Genomic DNA, 15,008 nt, shown 5'->3' on the forward strand with positions numbered 1-15,008 from the left:
AGGCTCCGGGGTCAAGCCTAAAGCGTGAGAACGCGGTCCGTTGAACGGAGTCCGTTACTCGCCCTTGGCCTTCGCGATGATCTCCTCGGCGACGTTCCGGGGAACCTCGGCGTAGGAGTCGAACTGCATCGAGTAGCTCGCGCGACCCGACGTCTTGCTGCGGAGGTCTCCGACGTAGCCGAACATCTCCGACAGGGGCACGAGCCCCTTCACGACGCGGGCACCCATCCGCTCCTCCATGGCCTGAATCTGACCACGGCGGGAGTTGATGTCGCCGATGACCTCGCCCATGTAGTCCTCGGGCGTGGTGACCTCGACGGACATCATCGGCTCCATGAGGACGGGCGAAGCCTTGCGCGCGGCCTCCTTGAAGGCCTGCGAACCGGCGATCTTGAACGCCAGCTCGGAGGAGTCCACCTCGTGGTAGCCACCGTCGATGAGCGTGACGCGGACGCCCGTCATCTCGTAGCCGGCCAGGATGCCGAACTGCATGGCCTCCTGAGCACCGGCGTCCACCGAAGGGATGTACTCCTTCGGGATGCGGCCACCGGTCACCTTGTTCACGAACTCGTACGAGGTGTCGCCACCCTCGATCGGCTCGATCGCGATCTGCACCTTGGCGAACTGACCGGTACCACCGGTCTGCTTCTTGTGGGTGTAGTCCACGCGCTCGACGGCCTTGCGGATCGTCTCACGGTACGCGACCTGCGGCTTGCCGACGTTGGCCTCGACGCGGAACTCACGGCGCATACGGTCGACCAGCACCTCGAGGTGCAGCTCGCCCATACCACCGATGATGGTCTGGCCGGTCTCCTCGTCGGAGTGCACCTGGAAGGACGGGTCCTCCTCGGCCAGACGCTGGATCGCGACGCCGAGCTTCTCCTGGTCGCCCTTCGACTTGGGCTCGATGGCGACCTCGATGACCGGCGCCGGGAAGTCCATGGACTCCAGGATGACCGGGTTCTTGTCGTCGGACAGCGTCTCACCGGTGGTGGTCTGCTTCAGGCCCATGACGGCGACGATGTCACCGGCGCCCACCGACTCGATCTCCTCACGCTTGTTCGCGTGCATACGGTAGATCTTGCCGATGCGCTCCTTCTTGCCCTTGACGGAGTTCAGCACGGCGGTGCCGGACACCAGGCGGCCCGAGTAGACCCGGACGAAGGTGAGCTTGCCCAGGTGCGGGTCGCTCATGATCTTGAAGGCGAGCGCGGCGAGGGGCTCGTCCTCCGACGGCTTGCGCTTGACGACGACCTCGGCGTCCTTGACGTCGTGGCCCTCGATGGCCTCGACGTCGAGCGGGGTCGGCAGGTAGCGCACGACCGCGTCGAGCAGGGGCTGGACGCCCTTGTTCTTGAACGCGGTGCCGCAGAACACCGGGGTGACCGTGGTGTCCTCGGACTTGCCGGAGGCGATGGTGACGCGACGGATCGCGGCGTACAGCTGCTCCTCGGTGGGCTCCTTGCCCTCCAGGAACAGCTCCATGATCTCGTCGTCGTTCTCGGCGACACCCTCGACCAGCTTGCCGCGCCACTCTTCGGCGGCCTCGGTGTGCGTGGCCGGGATGTCGACGGTCTCGTACATCTCGCCCTTGGCGGCGTCCGCGGACCACACGAGCGCCTTCATGCGGACCAGGTCCACGACGCCGTGGAAGTCGGCCTCGGCACCGATCGGGAGCTGCATGACGAGCGGCTGGGCGCCCAGGCGGTTCGAGATCATCTCCACGCAGCGGTGGAACTCGGCGCCGGTACGGTCCAGCTTGTTGACGAAGCAGATGCGCGGCACGCCGTAACGGTCGGCCTGACGCCACACCGTCTCGGACTGCGGCTCCACACCGGCGACACCGTCGAACACGGTCACGGCACCGTCGAGCACACGCAGGGAGCGCTCCACCTCAACGGTGAAGTCGACGTGCCCGGGGGTGTCGATGATGTTGATCGTGTAGTCGTTGTCCTCGAGCGGCCAGTGGCAGGTGGTCGCAGCAGACGTGATCGTGATGCCACGCTCCTGCTCCTGCTCCATCCAGTCCATCGTGGCGGCGCCGTCGTGGACCTCACCGATCTTGTACGAAACGCCGGTGTAGAACAGGATCCGCTCGGTGGTGGTCGTCTTGCCCGCGTCGATGTGGGCCATGATCCCGATGTTGCGGACCTTGGCCAGGTCAAGTGAAGTGGTAGCCATAAGGCTTCAGTCTTCTCTCGGTCTCGATGTGGGTAGCGACTACCAGCGGTAGTGCGCGAAGGCCTTGTTGGACTCGGCCATCTTGTGCGTGTCCTCGCGCTTCTTCACAGCGGCACCGAGGCCGTTGGAGGCGTCGAGGAGCTCGTTGAGCAGCCGCTCGGTCATGGTCTTCTCACGACGGGCGCGCGAGTAGCCGACGAGCCAGCGCAGCGCGAGGGTGTTGGCGCGACCGGGCTTGACCTCGATCGGCACCTGGTACGTCGCACCACCGACGCGGCGGGACTTGACCTCGAGGGTCGGCTTGATGTTCTCGAGAGCGCGCTTGAGCGTGATGACCGGGTCGTTGCCGGTCTTCTCGCGCAGGCCCTCCATGGCGCCGTAGACAATGCGCTCGGCGGTGGAGCGCTTGCCGTTCATCAGCACCTTGTTGATGAGGGAGGTCACCAGAGGAGAACCGTAGACCGGGTCGATGATGACCGGGCGCTTCGGGGCGGGGCCCTTACGAGGCATTCTTACTTCTCCTTCTTGGCGCCGTAGCGGCTGCGGGCCTGCTTGCGGTTCTTGACACCCTGAGTGTCAAGCGAACCGCGGATGATCTTGTAGCGAACACCCGGCAGGTCCTTCACACGGCCGCCGCGCACGAGCACGATGGAGTGCTCCTGCAGGTTGTGCCCCTCACCCGGAATGTAAGCAGTGACCTCGATCCCGCTGGTCAGACGCACACGCGCGACCTTACGCAGGGCCGAGTTCGGCTTCTTCGGGGTGGTCGTGAACACACGCGTGCAGACGCCACGACGCTGGGGCGAACCCTCGAGTGCGGGCGTCTTGTTCTTCTCGACCTTGTCCTGCCGGCCCTTCCGGACCAGCTGCTGGATCGTAGGCACTACTTCTCCGGTTTCTGTGTGCCGAATGGTGAAGCTAACCTGGAACGTCACCGACCCACGCGGTCGGGTGTGTCGAAGCCGCGGATCCCCGCCGGAAGACGAAGGGGGCGCGGATTGCGGTGGCCGATGACGACCCTCACTGCGGTTGAAGGCACGCACGAGGGCCAGGGCACACCCCAGGCACAAGGTCTGAGCGTACCTACCGCATTCGCTGCGGTCAAAACAAATGCGCGGGACCGGCAGCGCCTTCCGCCTCGCCCCGGTTCCTCCCGGCCCGGTCCGGGCGCTCGGCGCCGGCTCGCGAGCCGTGGTATCAGCACGGCTCAGGCCCGCGGGACCGGAACCCGCGGGACGTCCGCCGCGCCCCCGGCGGCACGCGTGGACGCGGCGGCCGCGGAGCCCTGCGCCGGCTCCGGCGTCGTCGGCGTCGCCGTGTCGTCGCGGACGAAGTACGTGGGCCGGTTCTGCACCGCCGTGTATATGCGGCCGACGTACTCGCCGAGCAGGCCGACGCAGATCAGCTGCACGGCGCCGATGAAGACGATGCCGGTGAAGAGCGACGTCCAGCCCGGCACCGTACGGCCCAGGGCGAAGGCGGCCAGCGTGTAGACCAGCAGAGCCAGGCAGACGACGAACGCGCCGGCGCCCAGCCAGGTGGCCAGCCGCAGCGGGGCGGCGGAGAAACCGGTGACACTGTCGACCGCGAGCCGGATCATCCGGCCCAGCGGGTACTTGGTGCGGCCCGCGGTGCGCGGAGCGCGCTCGTACGTCACCCGCCCGCTCGGAAAACCCAGCCACGGCACCAGCAGGCGGTACACCCTCTGCTGGTCCGGCAGCGCCTTCAGCGCGTCCACGGCGGCCCGGCTGAGCAGCCGGAAGTCGCCCGCCTGCGCGGGGACCGACGGGCCCGCCAGGCGCCGCATCAGCCGGTAGTAGACGCCCGCCGTCCACCGCTTGAACCCGCTGTCGCTGCTGCGGTCGGCGCGCACGCCGTAGACGATGTCGAGGTTCTCGGCGCGGGCCAGCGCCAGCATGTCGGGGATCTTCTCCGGCGGGTCCTGGAGGTCGGCGTCCAGGCTCACCACGTACGCGCCCAACGCCCGGTCCAGGCCGGCGGTGAGTGCGGCCTGATGGCCGGAGTTGCGCCGCAGCGCGACCACGCGCAGTTCCGGCCAGCCCAGCCGGAAGGCGCCGAGCAGCTCCGCCGTACGGTCGCCGCTGCCGTCGTCCACCGCGACGACCTCGTGGGCGACGCCCAGCTCCGTCAGGACCGGACGCAATCTGCTGACCAGCGCGGGAAGGGCCTCTTCCTCGTTGTACATCGGAATGACGACCGACAGCACGACCGGTTCGTGCCGTTCCTCGTCCCGTCCCTCGTCCCGTCCCTCGGGCACCGCGCCTCCCCTCCCCCGAACACCGAGCACAGATGTGCGACTCTTGTGCGATCTTATGGCAGCAACTGACGGTTGAAGGTGGACTGAGGGGGATGACAGCCATGGACACGGCTGCCGGCGACACGGTGACCGACGGGTCGTCGGGCGCACCGCAACGGCTGTCCGACGAGCGCGGGAGGCGCTCCTGGAGGACCTGGCCCCCGGCCCTGCCGCCCGCCGCGCGGCCCTTCCTCGCCCCACTGGTCCTGTACGGCGTCACGAAGCTCGTCGGCCTCGCGGTCTTCGCCTCCCTGCTGGAGTACGCCGGAGACTACAAGGAGAAGAACCCGCGCTTCGGCGGCGGTGCCCACTGGTGGGACGTCCTCGCCACCTGGGACGGCTGGTGGTACCTCCAGGTCGCCGAGCACGGCTACAGCCCCTCCCTGGTACGGCTCGACTCGGAGGGCCTGTTCACGGTCCAGCAGAACTCGGTCGCTTTCTTCCCGCTCTACCCGTCCCTGATCCGCATGGTCTCGGAGGTCACGGGCCTCGGCCTGTACGGCTCCGGGATCCTGGTCTCCGTCGTCTTCTCGTTCGTCGCCGCGGCCGGCATCTACGCCGTGATCTCCCTGATCGCGGGTGCCCGCGCGGGCACCATCGCCGCGGGACTGTGGGCCGTCGCCCCCGGCGCGGGCGTCGAGTGGGCGGTGTACTCCGAGTCCCTGTTCGTCGCCATCGCCGCCTGGGCCTGCTACGCCGTGATGACCAAGCGGTGGGTGGCGGCCGGCCTGCTGGCCTTCATCGCGGGCCTGAACCGCCCCACGTCCGCCGTCCTCATCGGCGCCGTGGGACTCGCCGCGCTGGTGGTCCTCGCCCGTCCGGCGACCCGACGCGAGCACGGCGTACGCGGCCCGGTGTACGCCATGATCGTCGCCCCGCTGGGCCTGCTCGTCTACATCGCCTGGGTCGGCTACAGCATCGGCGAGCCCACCGCGTACTTCACCCTCCAGCGCGAGGGCTGGGCGCACTTCTTCGACTACGGCGCCCACACCCTGGACGTACTGCTCAACCTCGCCGTGGGCCGCGGCGACTACCCCTTCGCCTTCTACACCCCGGACCTGCTGTCCCTCCTGCTGGTCCTGGCGCTGCCCTTCCTGATCGCCCTGATGCTGCGCGACCGGCCCCCGCTGGTGCTCGTCGCGTACACCCTGGCGACGGTCATCACCGTCCTCGGCACCCAGCAGATGTTCGGCAACACGATGCGCTACCTGCTGCCCGCCTTCCCCCTGCTCCTCGCCCCGGCCGCGGCCCTGAGCCGCCTGAAGCTCCCCAGCCTGGCGGTCTTCTTCACCACGACCGCCCTGGCCTCCGGCTGGTACGCGCACTATGTCCTGTTCGAACTGGGCGTGCCGTAGCCCCACGGCGGGGTGGCGTCGTTACAGCGCGAAGACGAGCCCCGCCGTCGCCGACATCCACATCGCCCCCGTGACGACCGACAGGGCCGTGTCGTACCCCACCCGCGCACTCGCCTCGAACAGCAGCATCGCGCGCTCCGGCCTGCCCGGCCCGTGGACGACCTCCACCACGTCGTCCGTCTCCACGGGCGCGACCGAGCACCTGGAGGAGCGGACCGTCAGTTCCTGCCCGGGCCCCGCGGAGTACGCGCAGACGGCTCCCACGTAGCCACCGCTGGGCCGGTAGTGGCCGACGCACTCGCCCTCGACGCGGACGCCTGCGCTCTCCAGTCGCTTCGCCTTCCGCAAGGCGTACAGATTGGTGAACAGCACCAGGGACGAGCCGCAGACCATGACGACGAGGATGATTCTCGACGCGAGCACGGGCATCTCCGGATCTCCGGTCTCGGATCGACGAGTCGTTCACGGAACGAGCGCCGAAGGGCGGCCACCCACACGGGGTGACCGCCCTTCGGTCGTAGCAGCCTTGTCAGGCGACTCGCTTACTGGTTGTACGGACCGTAGTCGTAGTCCTCCAGCGGAACGGCCTGGCCGGAGCCCGTGCCGAACGGCGAGTAGTCGATGTCGTCGTAGCCGACGGCCGAGTACATCGCGGCCTTGGCCTCCTCGGTCGGCTCGACCCGGATGTTGCGGTAGCGGGACAGACCCGTACCGGCCGGGATGAGCTTACCGATGATGACGTTCTCCTTGAGGCCGATCAGGGAGTCGGACTTGGCGTTGATCGCCGCGTCCGTGAGGACCCTGGTCGTCTCCTGGAAGGACGCCGCCGACAGCCACGACTCGGTCGCCAGCGAGGCCTTGGTGATACCCATCAGCTGCGGACGACCGGAGGCCGGGTGACCGCCCTCCTGGACCACACGACGGTTCTCGGTCTCGAACTTGGTGCGCTCCACCAGCTCGCCGGGCAGCAGCTCGGCGTCGCCGGACTCGATGATCGTCACTCGGCGCAGCATCTGCCGGATGATGATCTCGATGTGCTTGTCGTGGATCGACACGCCCTGCGAGTTGTAGACCTTCTGGACTTCGCCGACCAGGTGGATCTGCACCTGACGCTGACCCAGGATGCGCAGCACGTCGTGCGGGTTGGTGGCACCCACGGTGAGCTTCTGGCCCACCTCTACGTGATCGCCCTCGCCGACCAGCAGACGGGCGCGCTTGGAGATCGGGAACGCCGTCTCGTCGCTGCCGTCGTCCGGGGTGACGACGAGCTTCTTCGTCTTCTCGGTCTCCTCGATCCGGACGCGGCCGGAGGCCTCGGAGATCGGGGCGACACCCTTCGGGGTACGGGCCTCGAAGAGCTCGACGACACGCGGCAGACCCTGGGTGATGTCGTCACCGGCCACACCACCGGTGTGGAAGGTACGCATCGTCAGCTGGGTGCCGGGCTCACCGATGGACTGGGCGGCGATGATGCCGACCGCCTCACCGATGTCGACCAGCTTGCCGGTGGCCAGGGAACGGCCGTAGCACATGGCGCAGGTGCCGACCTGGGACTCGCAGGTCAGGATCGAACGGGTCTTGACCTCCTCGACACCGTGGCGCACCAGCTGGTCGATGAGCACGTCACCGAGGTCGACGTTGGCCGGCGCGATCACCTTGCCGTCGATGACGACGTCCTCGGCGAGCATACGGGCGTAGACGCTGGTCTCGACGTCGTCCGTCTTGCGCAGCGTCCCGTCGGCCTCGCGGACGGCGATCGGCAGCTTCAGACCGCGCTCGGTGCCGCAGTCCTCCTCGCGAATGATGACGTCCTGGGAGACGTCGACCAGACGACGCGTGAGGTAACCCGAGTCGGCGGTACGCAGAGCGGTGTCCGCCAGACCCTTACGGGCACCGTGCGTGGAGATGAAGTACTCCAGCACGGACAGACCCTCACGGAACGACGCCTTGATGGGGCGCGGGATCGTCTCGTTCTTCGCGTTCGACACCAGACCACGCATACCGGCGATCTGACGCATCTGCATCATGTTGCCTCGTGCACCCGAGTTCACCATCATGGAGACCGGGTTGGTCTTCGGGAAGTTCGCGTTCATCGCCTCGGCGACCTCGTTGGTCGCCTTGGTCCAGATCGCGATGAGCTCCTGCGTGCGCTCTTCCTTGGTGATCAGACCGCGCTCGTACTGCTTCTGGACCTTCTCGTCCTGCGCCTCGTAGCCCTTGACGATCTCCTTCTTCGCCTCGGGAACGACGATGTCGGAGATGGCGACGGTGACACCGGAACGGGTGGCCCAGAAGAAGCCGGACGCCTTCAGGTTGTCGAGCGTCGCCGCCACGATGACCTTCGGGTAGCGCTCGGCGAGGTCGTTGACGATCTCGGAGAGCTGCTTCTTGCCGACCTCGTAGTCGACGAACGGGTAGTCCTCGGGCAGCAGCTCGTTGAAGAGCGCACGGCCCAGCGTGGTCTTCAGGGTGAAGGTGTCACCCTGCTGCCACTCCGGCTCACCCTCCTCGCGGGCCGGGGGCTCCCAGCCGCGGGGCGGGATGGTGCCCACCGGGAAGCGGATGTCGACCTTCGCCTGAAGCGTCAGGTCTCCCGCGTCGAACGCCATGATCGCCTCGGCGGCGGAGCCGAAGGCACGGCCTTCACCCTTGGGCCCACGACCCTCGGAGTCGGTGGTGAGGAAGAACAGACCGAGGACCATGTCCTGGGTCGGCATCGTCACCGGACGGCCGTCGGCCGGCTTCAGGATGTTGTTCGAGGACAGCATCAGGATGCGGGCCTCGGCCTGCGCCTCCGCGGAGAGCGGCAGGTGCACGGCCATCTGGTCACCGTCGAAGTCCGCGTTGAACGCGGTGCAGACGAGCGGGTGGATCTGGATGGCCTTGCCCTCGACCAGCTGCGGCTCGAAGGCCTGGATGCCGAGGCGGTGCAGCGTGGGCGCACGGTTCAGCAGAACCGGGTGCTCCGCGATGACCTCTTCCAGCACGTCGTACACGACCGTGCGGCCGCGCTCGACCATGCGCTTGGCGCTCTTGATGTTCTGCGCGTGGTTCAGGTCGACCAGGCGCTTCATCACGAACGGCTTGAAGAGCTCCAGCGCCATGGCCTTGGGCAGACCGCACTGGTGCAGCTTCAGCTGCGGGCCGACGACGATGACGGAACGCGCCGAGTAGTCGACTCGCTTGCCGAGCAGGTTCTGACGGAAGCGGCCCTGCTTGCCCTTGAGCATGTCGGACAGCGACTTCAGCGGACGGTTGCCGGGGCCCGTCACCGGGCGGCCGCGACGGCCGTTGTCGAAGAGCGCGTCCACGGCCTCCTGGAGCATGCGCTTCTCGTTGTTCACGATGATCTCGGGCGCGCCGAGGTCGAGAAGCCGCTTCAGGCGGTTGTTGCGGTTGATCACGCGGCGGTACAGGTCGTTCAGGTCGGAGGTCGCGAAGCGGCCACCGTCCAGCTGCACCATCGGACGCAGGTCCGGCGGGATGACCGGCACGCAGTCGAGCACCATGCCCTTGGGGCTGTTGCTGGTCTGCAGGAACGCGGAGACGACCTTGAGGCGCTTGAGCGCACGGGTCTTCTTCTGGCCCTTGCCGGTACGGATGATCTCGCGGAGGCGCTCGGCCTCCTCGTCGAGGTCGAAGGACTCCAGGCGCTTCTGCAGGGCAGCCGCACCCATGGAGCCGTCGAAGTAGGTGCCGAAGCGGTCGCGCAGCTCGCGGTAGAGCAGCTCGTCACCCTCGAGGTCCTGGACCTTGAGGTTCTTGAACCGGCTCCACACCTCGTCGAGGCGGTCGATCTCGCGCTGCGCGCGGTCGCGCAGCTGCTTCATCTCACGCTCGGCACCCTCGCGCACCTTGCGGCGCACGTCGGCCTTGGCACCCTCGGCCTCGAGCTCGGCCAGGTCGGTCTCGAGCTTCTTGGCCCGGGCCTCCAGGTCCGAGTCGCGGCGCTGCTCGACCTGCTGGCGCTCGACGGAGACGTGGGCCTCCAGCGAGGGCAGGTCGCGGGTGCGGCGCTCCTCGTCGACGAACGTGATCATGTACGCCGCGAAGTAGATGACCTTCTCCAGGTCCTTCGGGGCGAGGTCGAGCAGGTAGCCCAGCCGCGACGGAACGCCCTTGAAGTACCAGATGTGGGTCACGGGGGCGGCAAGCTCGATGTGGCCCATCCGCTCACGGCGCACCTTGGCGCGCGTGACCTCGACGCCACAGCGCTCACAGATGATGCCCTTGAAGCGGACACGCTTGTACTTGCCGCAGTAGCACTCCCAGTCCCGGGTCGGACCGAAGATCTTCTCGCAGAAGAGTCCGTCCTTTTCGGGCTTGAGCGTGCGGTAGTTGATCGTCTCGGGCTTCTTGACCTCGCCGTGGCTCCACTGACGGATGTCGTCAGCGGTTGCCAGACCGATCCGGAGCTCGTCGAAGAAGTTGACGTCGAGCACTATGCGTCAATCCCTCTCAGGGTTGTAAGTCTTGGGGTCTGAAACGGGGGTCCTGGGGCCGGCCGGAGGCTCAGGGATCTTCATCGCTGAACCTCCGGACCGGACTCCCGTCAGACCTCTTCGACGCTGCTCGGCTCGCGCCGGGACAGGTCGATGCCGAGCTCCTCCGCTGCGCGGAAGACGTCCTCGTCGGTGTCACGCATCTCGATGGACATGCCGTCCGAGGACAGCACCTCCACGTTGAGGCACAGGGACTGCATCTCCTTGATGAGCACCTTGAAGGACTCGGGGATGCCGGGCTCAGGGATGTTCTCGCCCTTGACGATGGCCTCGTAGACCTTCACGCGGCCGGTCACGTCGTCGGACTTGATGGTCAGCAGCTCCTGGAGGGCGTACGCGGCGCCGTAAGCCTCCAGCGCCCACACCTCCATCTCACCGAATCGCTGGCCACCGAACTGGGCCTTACCACCCAGCGGCTGCTGGGTGATCATCGAGTACGGGCCGGTCGACCGGGCGTGCAGCTTGTCGTCGACCAGGTGGTGAAGCTTGAGGATGTACATGTAGCCGACCGAGATCGGCTCCGGGAACGGCTCGCCGGAGCGGCCGTCGAACAGCCTCGCCTTGCCGGACGGGAGCACCATGCGCTCGCCGTCGCGGTTCGGGATGGTGTGCTGGAGCAGACCGGCCAGCTCGTCCTCACGCGCACCGTCGAAGACGGGGGTGGCGACGTTGGTGCCGGGCTCGACCTTGTCGGCGCCGATGGCCTGGAGGCGCTCGGCCCACTCCTCCGCGAGGCCGGAGACGTCCCAACCGCGGCTGGCGAGCCAGCCGAGGTGGATCTCCAGGACCTGTCCCGGGTTCATTCGGGACGGGACACCCAGCGGGTTGAGGATGATGTCGACCGGGGTGCCGTCCTCCAGGAACGGCATGTCCTCGATCGGGTTGATCTTCGAGATGACGCCCTTGTTGCCGTGGCGGCCGGCGAGCTTGTCACCGTCGGTGATCTTGCGCTTCTGCGCGACGTAGACGCGGACCAGCTGGTTCACGCCCGGCGGCAGCTCGTCGCCCTCTTCGCGGTCGAAGACGCGGACGCCGATGACCTTGCCGATCTCACCGTGCGGCACCTTCAGGGAGGTGTCGCGCACCTCGCGCGCCTTCTCACCGAAGATCGCGCGGAGCAGGCGCTCCTCCGGGGTCAGCTCGGTCTCACCCTTGGGCGTGACCTTGCCGACGAGGATGTCGCCGGCGACGACCTCGGCACCGATGCGGATGATGCCGCGCTCGTCGAGGTCGGCGAGGACCTCCTCGGAGACGTTCGGGATGTCCCGGGTGATCTCCTCGGGGCCGAGCTTGGTGTCACGGGCGTCGACCTCGTGTTCCTCGATGTGGATCGAGGAGAGGACGTCGTCCTGGACGAGGCGCTGCGACAGGATGATCGCGTCCTCGTAGTTGTGACCCTCCCACGGCATGAACGCGACCAGCAGGTTCTTGCCGAGCGCCATCTCGCCGTTCTCGGTGGCCGGACCGTCGGCCAGGACCTGGCCCTCGATGATCCGGTCGCCCTCGGCGACGACGACCTTCTGGTTGACCGAGGTTCCCTGGTTGGACCGGGAGAACTTGGCCAGGCGGTACGTGATGTACGTGCCGTCGTCGTTGGTGGTGGTGATGTAGTCCGCGGAGACCTCCTGGACCACACCCGCCTTCTCGGCCTTGACCACGTCGCCGGCGTCGGCGGCGGAGCGGTACTCCATGCCGGTGCCGACCAGCGGGGACTCGCTCTTGATGAGCGGCACCGCCTGACGCATCATGTTCGCACCCATGAGGGCACGGTTGGCGTCGTCGTGCTCGAGGAACGGGATCATGGCGGTCGCGACCGACACCATCTGGCGCGGCGAGACGTCCATGTAGTCGACGTCGTCGCCGGGGACGTAGTCGACCTCGCCACCACGGCGGCGGACCAGGACGCGAGCCTCGGAGAAGCGCATGTCGTCGTTGAGCGTGGCGTTGGCCTGCGCGATGACGAAGCGGTCCTCCTCGTCGGCGGTCAGGTAGTCCACGTCGTCCGTGACCTGGCCGTCGACGACCTTGCGGTAGGGCGTCTCGATGAAGCCGAACGGGTTGATCCGGCCGTACGAGGCGAGCGAGCCGATCAGACCGATGTTCGGGCCTTCGGGCGTCTCGATCGGGCACATGCGGCCGTAGTGCGACGGGTGGACGTCACGGACCTCGAAGCCGGCCCGCTCACGGGAGAGACCACCCGGGCCGAGGGCGTTCAGACGACGCTTGTGCGTCAGCCCCGACAGCGGGTTGTTCTGGTCCATGAACTGGGACAGCTGGCTGGTGCCGAAGAACTCCTTGATGGAGGCGACGACCGGCCGGATGTTGATCAGGGTCTGCGGCGTGATCGCCTCGACGTCCTGGGTGGTCATGCGCTCACGCACGACGCGCTCCATACGGGCGAGACCCGTACGGACCTGGTTCTGGATGAGCTCGCCGACGTTGCGGATGCGGCGGTTGCCGAAGTGGTCGATGTCGTCGGTCTCGACGACGATCTCCCGGCCCGACTCGCCGATCGTCTCGGTCTCACCGGCGTGCAGCTTCACCAGGTACTTGATGGTGGCGATGACGTCGTCGGTGGTGAGCACGCCGGCGTCCAGCGGCTCCTCGGCGCCGAGCTTCTTGTTGACCTTGTAGCGGCCGACCTTGGCGAGGTCGTAGCGCTTCGGGTTGAAGTAGAGGTTCTCGAGCAGTGTCTGCGCGGCCTCACGCGTGGGGGGCTCACCCGGACGCAGCTTGCGGTAGATGTCGAGCAGCGCGTCGTCCTGGCCCTGGGTGTGGTCCTTCTCCAGGGTGGCGCGCATGGACTCGTACTGGCCGAACTCCTCGAGGATCTGCTCGGTCGTCCAACCGAGGGCCTTGAGCAGGACGGTCACGGACTGCTTGCGCTTGCGGTCGACGCGCACGCCGACCATGTCGCGCTTGTCGATCTCCATCTCCAGCCAGGCACCCCGAGACGGGATGATCTTGGCGGAGAAGATGTCCTTGTCGGACGTCTTGTCGATGGAGGAGTCGAAGTAGACACCCGGCGAACGGACCAGCTGCGACACAACGACACGCTCGGTGCCGTTGATGACGAAGGTGCCCTTGTTGGTCATGAGCGGGAAGTCGCCCATGAAGACCGTCTGGGACTTGATCTCGCCGGTCTCGTTGTTGGTGAACTCGGCGGTGACGAAGAGCGGGGCCGCGTACGTGAAGTCGCGGTCCTTGCACTCGTCGATGCTGTTCTTGGGGGGCTCGAAGCGGTGGTCGCGGAACGTCAGCGACATCGACCCGGAGAAGTCCTCGATCGGCGAGATCTCCTCGAAGATCTCTTCCAGACCGGACTTGGTGGGGACGTCCTGACCGGACTCCAGCGCCGACTCGACGCGAGCCTTCCACGCGTCGTTGCCGAGCAGCCAGTCAAAGCTCTCGGTTTGCAGCGCGAGGAGGTTCGGAACCTCGAGGGGCTCCTTGATCTTTGCAAAGGAGATGCGCAGCGGGGCGGTGCTGGCAGCGTTGTTCGTATTCGCGGTCGAGGCATTGCGCGAGGCGGCCAAGAGGGGGTCCTTCCGAGGGCTCGGACTCACTACGCGCGTACCGGCCCCTCTTCCGTGCACGAAGACAGGGGGCGCCTGATGTGGCCGAAAAAGCCAGGTCAGGCATGCTCTGGTCGTCGGTGCTCGGGCGAGGGCAGACCCCTGGTGACGGGCAGGGGGCAACTAACAGGCAGCGCAAAGGGACAGTGTAGCCACATGGCACACTGATGTCCAGTGCGGGTCTCGATGACCGTGTTCGCTCCTCGTTGTTCTCACCACCTGCGGCAAGGCCTCGCCCTCAACGCACCGTGATACTGCCCTCTTCGCCGTGGATCCATGCCTCGGATTTCGGATCCTTGTAGCCGACGCGTCCTGAGAATCGCGCGCCGCGTGCGGTTCGTCAAGGCCCCCCTTGCCCGAACCGCCTGCCGCCAGGGGGCCCTCGGGGCCCCGGCGACGGCACGACGAAGATCACCATACTCTCCGCCGTCGCACGTGCAAGGCAGCCGCCGCCGGTCCCCGGATACGCCGAAGAGCGACCACCCGGATGGATGATCGCTCTTCAGCGCCGAAGCGTTACAGGTCCTGTGGGATCCATGGATCCCACAGGACCTGTGAGGCCCCTGAGGCCTGTGCGGCCTCTGGAGACCTGTGAGATCCCTGAGGACCTCTGAGGTGTTACTTGACCTCGACCGAGGCGCCGGCGCCCTTGAGGGACTCGGCGGCCTTCTCGGCGGCGTCCTTGGCGACCTTCTCGAGGACGGGCTTCGGGGCGCCGTCCACGAGGTCCTTGGCCTCCTTCAGACCCAGGGAGGTCAGCTCACGCACGACCTTGATGACCTGGATCTTCTTGTCGCCGGCACCGGTGAGGACGACGTCGAACTCGTCCTGCTCGGCCTCGGCCTCGGCGGGGGCGGCCGGGCCGACCGGGGCGGCGGCAACCGCGGCGGCGGCGGTGACGTCGAACTTCTCCTCGAAGGCCTTCACGAACTCGGAGAGCTCGATGAGGGTCATCTCCTCGAACTGGGCGAGCAGGTCGTCCTGGCTGAGCTTCGCCATGATGGCGGTCCTTCCACTAATTCGGCAGGTGCCGGATGTACGGGGTGAGGCGGGCGTACGTCGGGCCCGCGTCGACCCT

The 15,008-nt window shown here is 67.2% G+C and carries 9 protein-coding genes; 1 reads left to right on the forward strand and 8 read right to left on the reverse strand.

All coding sequences use genetic code 11. From position 1 onward, the window contains the following. Nucleotides 1–54 precede the first annotated feature (54 nt). The 4 genes from fusA to ABEA26_RS21165 form a co-directional block, all read right to left on the reverse strand. On the reverse strand, nucleotides 55–2,181 hold the full coding sequence (fusA, locus tag ABEA26_RS21150; protein ID WP_345594426.1) for an elongation factor G: 2,127 nt from the start codon (nucleotides 2,179–2,181) through the stop codon (nucleotides 55–57). Between the two features lie 39 nt (nucleotides 2,182–2,220). Then, nucleotides 2,221–2,691, reverse strand: a complete 471-nt coding sequence (rpsG, locus tag ABEA26_RS21155) for a 30S ribosomal protein S7 (RefSeq protein WP_055597737.1) — start codon at nucleotides 2,689–2,691, stop codon at nucleotides 2,221–2,223. 2 nt (nucleotides 2,692–2,693) lie between these two features. Next, nucleotides 2,694–3,065 carry a 30S ribosomal protein S12 gene (rpsL, locus tag ABEA26_RS21160; RefSeq protein ID WP_003948652.1) on the reverse strand — a complete coding sequence of 124 codons (372 nt, stop codon included), beginning with the start codon at nucleotides 3,063–3,065 and terminating at the stop codon, nucleotides 2,694–2,696. Between the two features lie 323 nt (nucleotides 3,066–3,388). After that, nucleotides 3,389–4,387 (reverse strand): glycosyltransferase family 2 protein, encoded by a 999-nt coding sequence (locus tag ABEA26_RS21165; RefSeq protein WP_425587872.1) that lies wholly within the window; start codon nucleotides 4,385–4,387, stop codon nucleotides 3,389–3,391. A 164-nt stretch (nucleotides 4,388–4,551) separates the two neighbouring features. Between ABEA26_RS21165 and ABEA26_RS21170 the strand changes: the two genes are divergently transcribed. After that, nucleotides 4,552–5,853, forward strand: a complete 1,302-nt coding sequence (locus ABEA26_RS21170; RefSeq protein ID WP_425587871.1) for a hypothetical protein — start codon at nucleotides 4,552–4,554, stop codon at nucleotides 5,851–5,853. 21 nt (nucleotides 5,854–5,874) lie between these two features. Here the strand turns inward: ABEA26_RS21170 and ABEA26_RS21175 are convergent, their stop codons facing one another. The 4 genes from ABEA26_RS21175 to rplL all read right to left on the reverse strand — a co-directional run bounded on the left by ABEA26_RS21175 (nucleotide 5,875) and on the right by rplL (nucleotide 14,929). Beyond that, nucleotides 5,875–6,276 (reverse strand): hypothetical protein, encoded by a 402-nt coding sequence (locus tag ABEA26_RS21175; RefSeq protein ID WP_345594434.1) that lies wholly within the window; start codon nucleotides 6,274–6,276, stop codon nucleotides 5,875–5,877. Between the two features lie 119 nt (nucleotides 6,277–6,395). Further along, nucleotides 6,396–10,295, reverse strand: coding sequence for a DNA-directed RNA polymerase subunit beta' (locus ABEA26_RS21180; protein WP_345594435.1), 3,900 nt, complete (start codon nucleotides 10,293–10,295; stop codon nucleotides 6,396–6,398). Nucleotides 10,296–10,405: 110 nt separating this feature from the next. Continuing rightward, a complete protein-coding gene (gene rpoB, locus ABEA26_RS21185) occupies nucleotides 10,406–13,891 on the reverse strand; it encodes a DNA-directed RNA polymerase subunit beta (RefSeq protein WP_345594437.1) in 3,486 nt (1,161 codons plus the stop codon). Between the two features lie 657 nt (nucleotides 13,892–14,548). Continuing rightward, nucleotides 14,549–14,929 carry a 50S ribosomal protein L7/L12 gene (gene rplL / locus ABEA26_RS21190; protein ID WP_345594439.1) on the reverse strand — a complete coding sequence of 127 codons (381 nt, stop codon included), beginning with the start codon at nucleotides 14,927–14,929 and terminating at the stop codon, nucleotides 14,549–14,551. Nucleotides 14,930–15,008: the final 79 nt, after the last annotated feature.

The sequence above is a fragment of the Streptomyces marokkonensis genome (assembly GCF_039539045.1).
GTDB classification, from domain to species: domain Bacteria; phylum Actinomycetota; class Actinomycetes; order Streptomycetales; family Streptomycetaceae; genus Streptomyces; species Streptomyces marokkonensis.

Coding starts and splice junctions, on each gene's coding strand:
- rplL (WP_345594439.1), bottom strand. CDS start 14,929: ATGGCGAAGCTCAGCCAGGACGACCTGCTCGCCCAGTTCGAGGAGATG.
- rpsG (WP_055597737.1), bottom strand. CDS start 2,691: ATGCCTCGTAAGGGCCCCGCCCCGAAGCGCCCGGTCATCATCGACCCG.
- ABEA26_RS21170 (WP_425587871.1), top strand. CDS start 4,552: ATGACAGCCATGGACACGGCTGCCGGCGACACGGTGACCGACGGGTCG.
- ABEA26_RS21165 (WP_425587872.1), bottom strand. CDS start 4,387: ATGTACAACGAGGAAGAGGCCCTTCCCGCGCTGGTCAGCAGATTGCGT.
- fusA (WP_345594426.1), bottom strand. CDS start 2,181: ATGGCTACCACTTCACTTGACCTGGCCAAGGTCCGCAACATCGGGATC.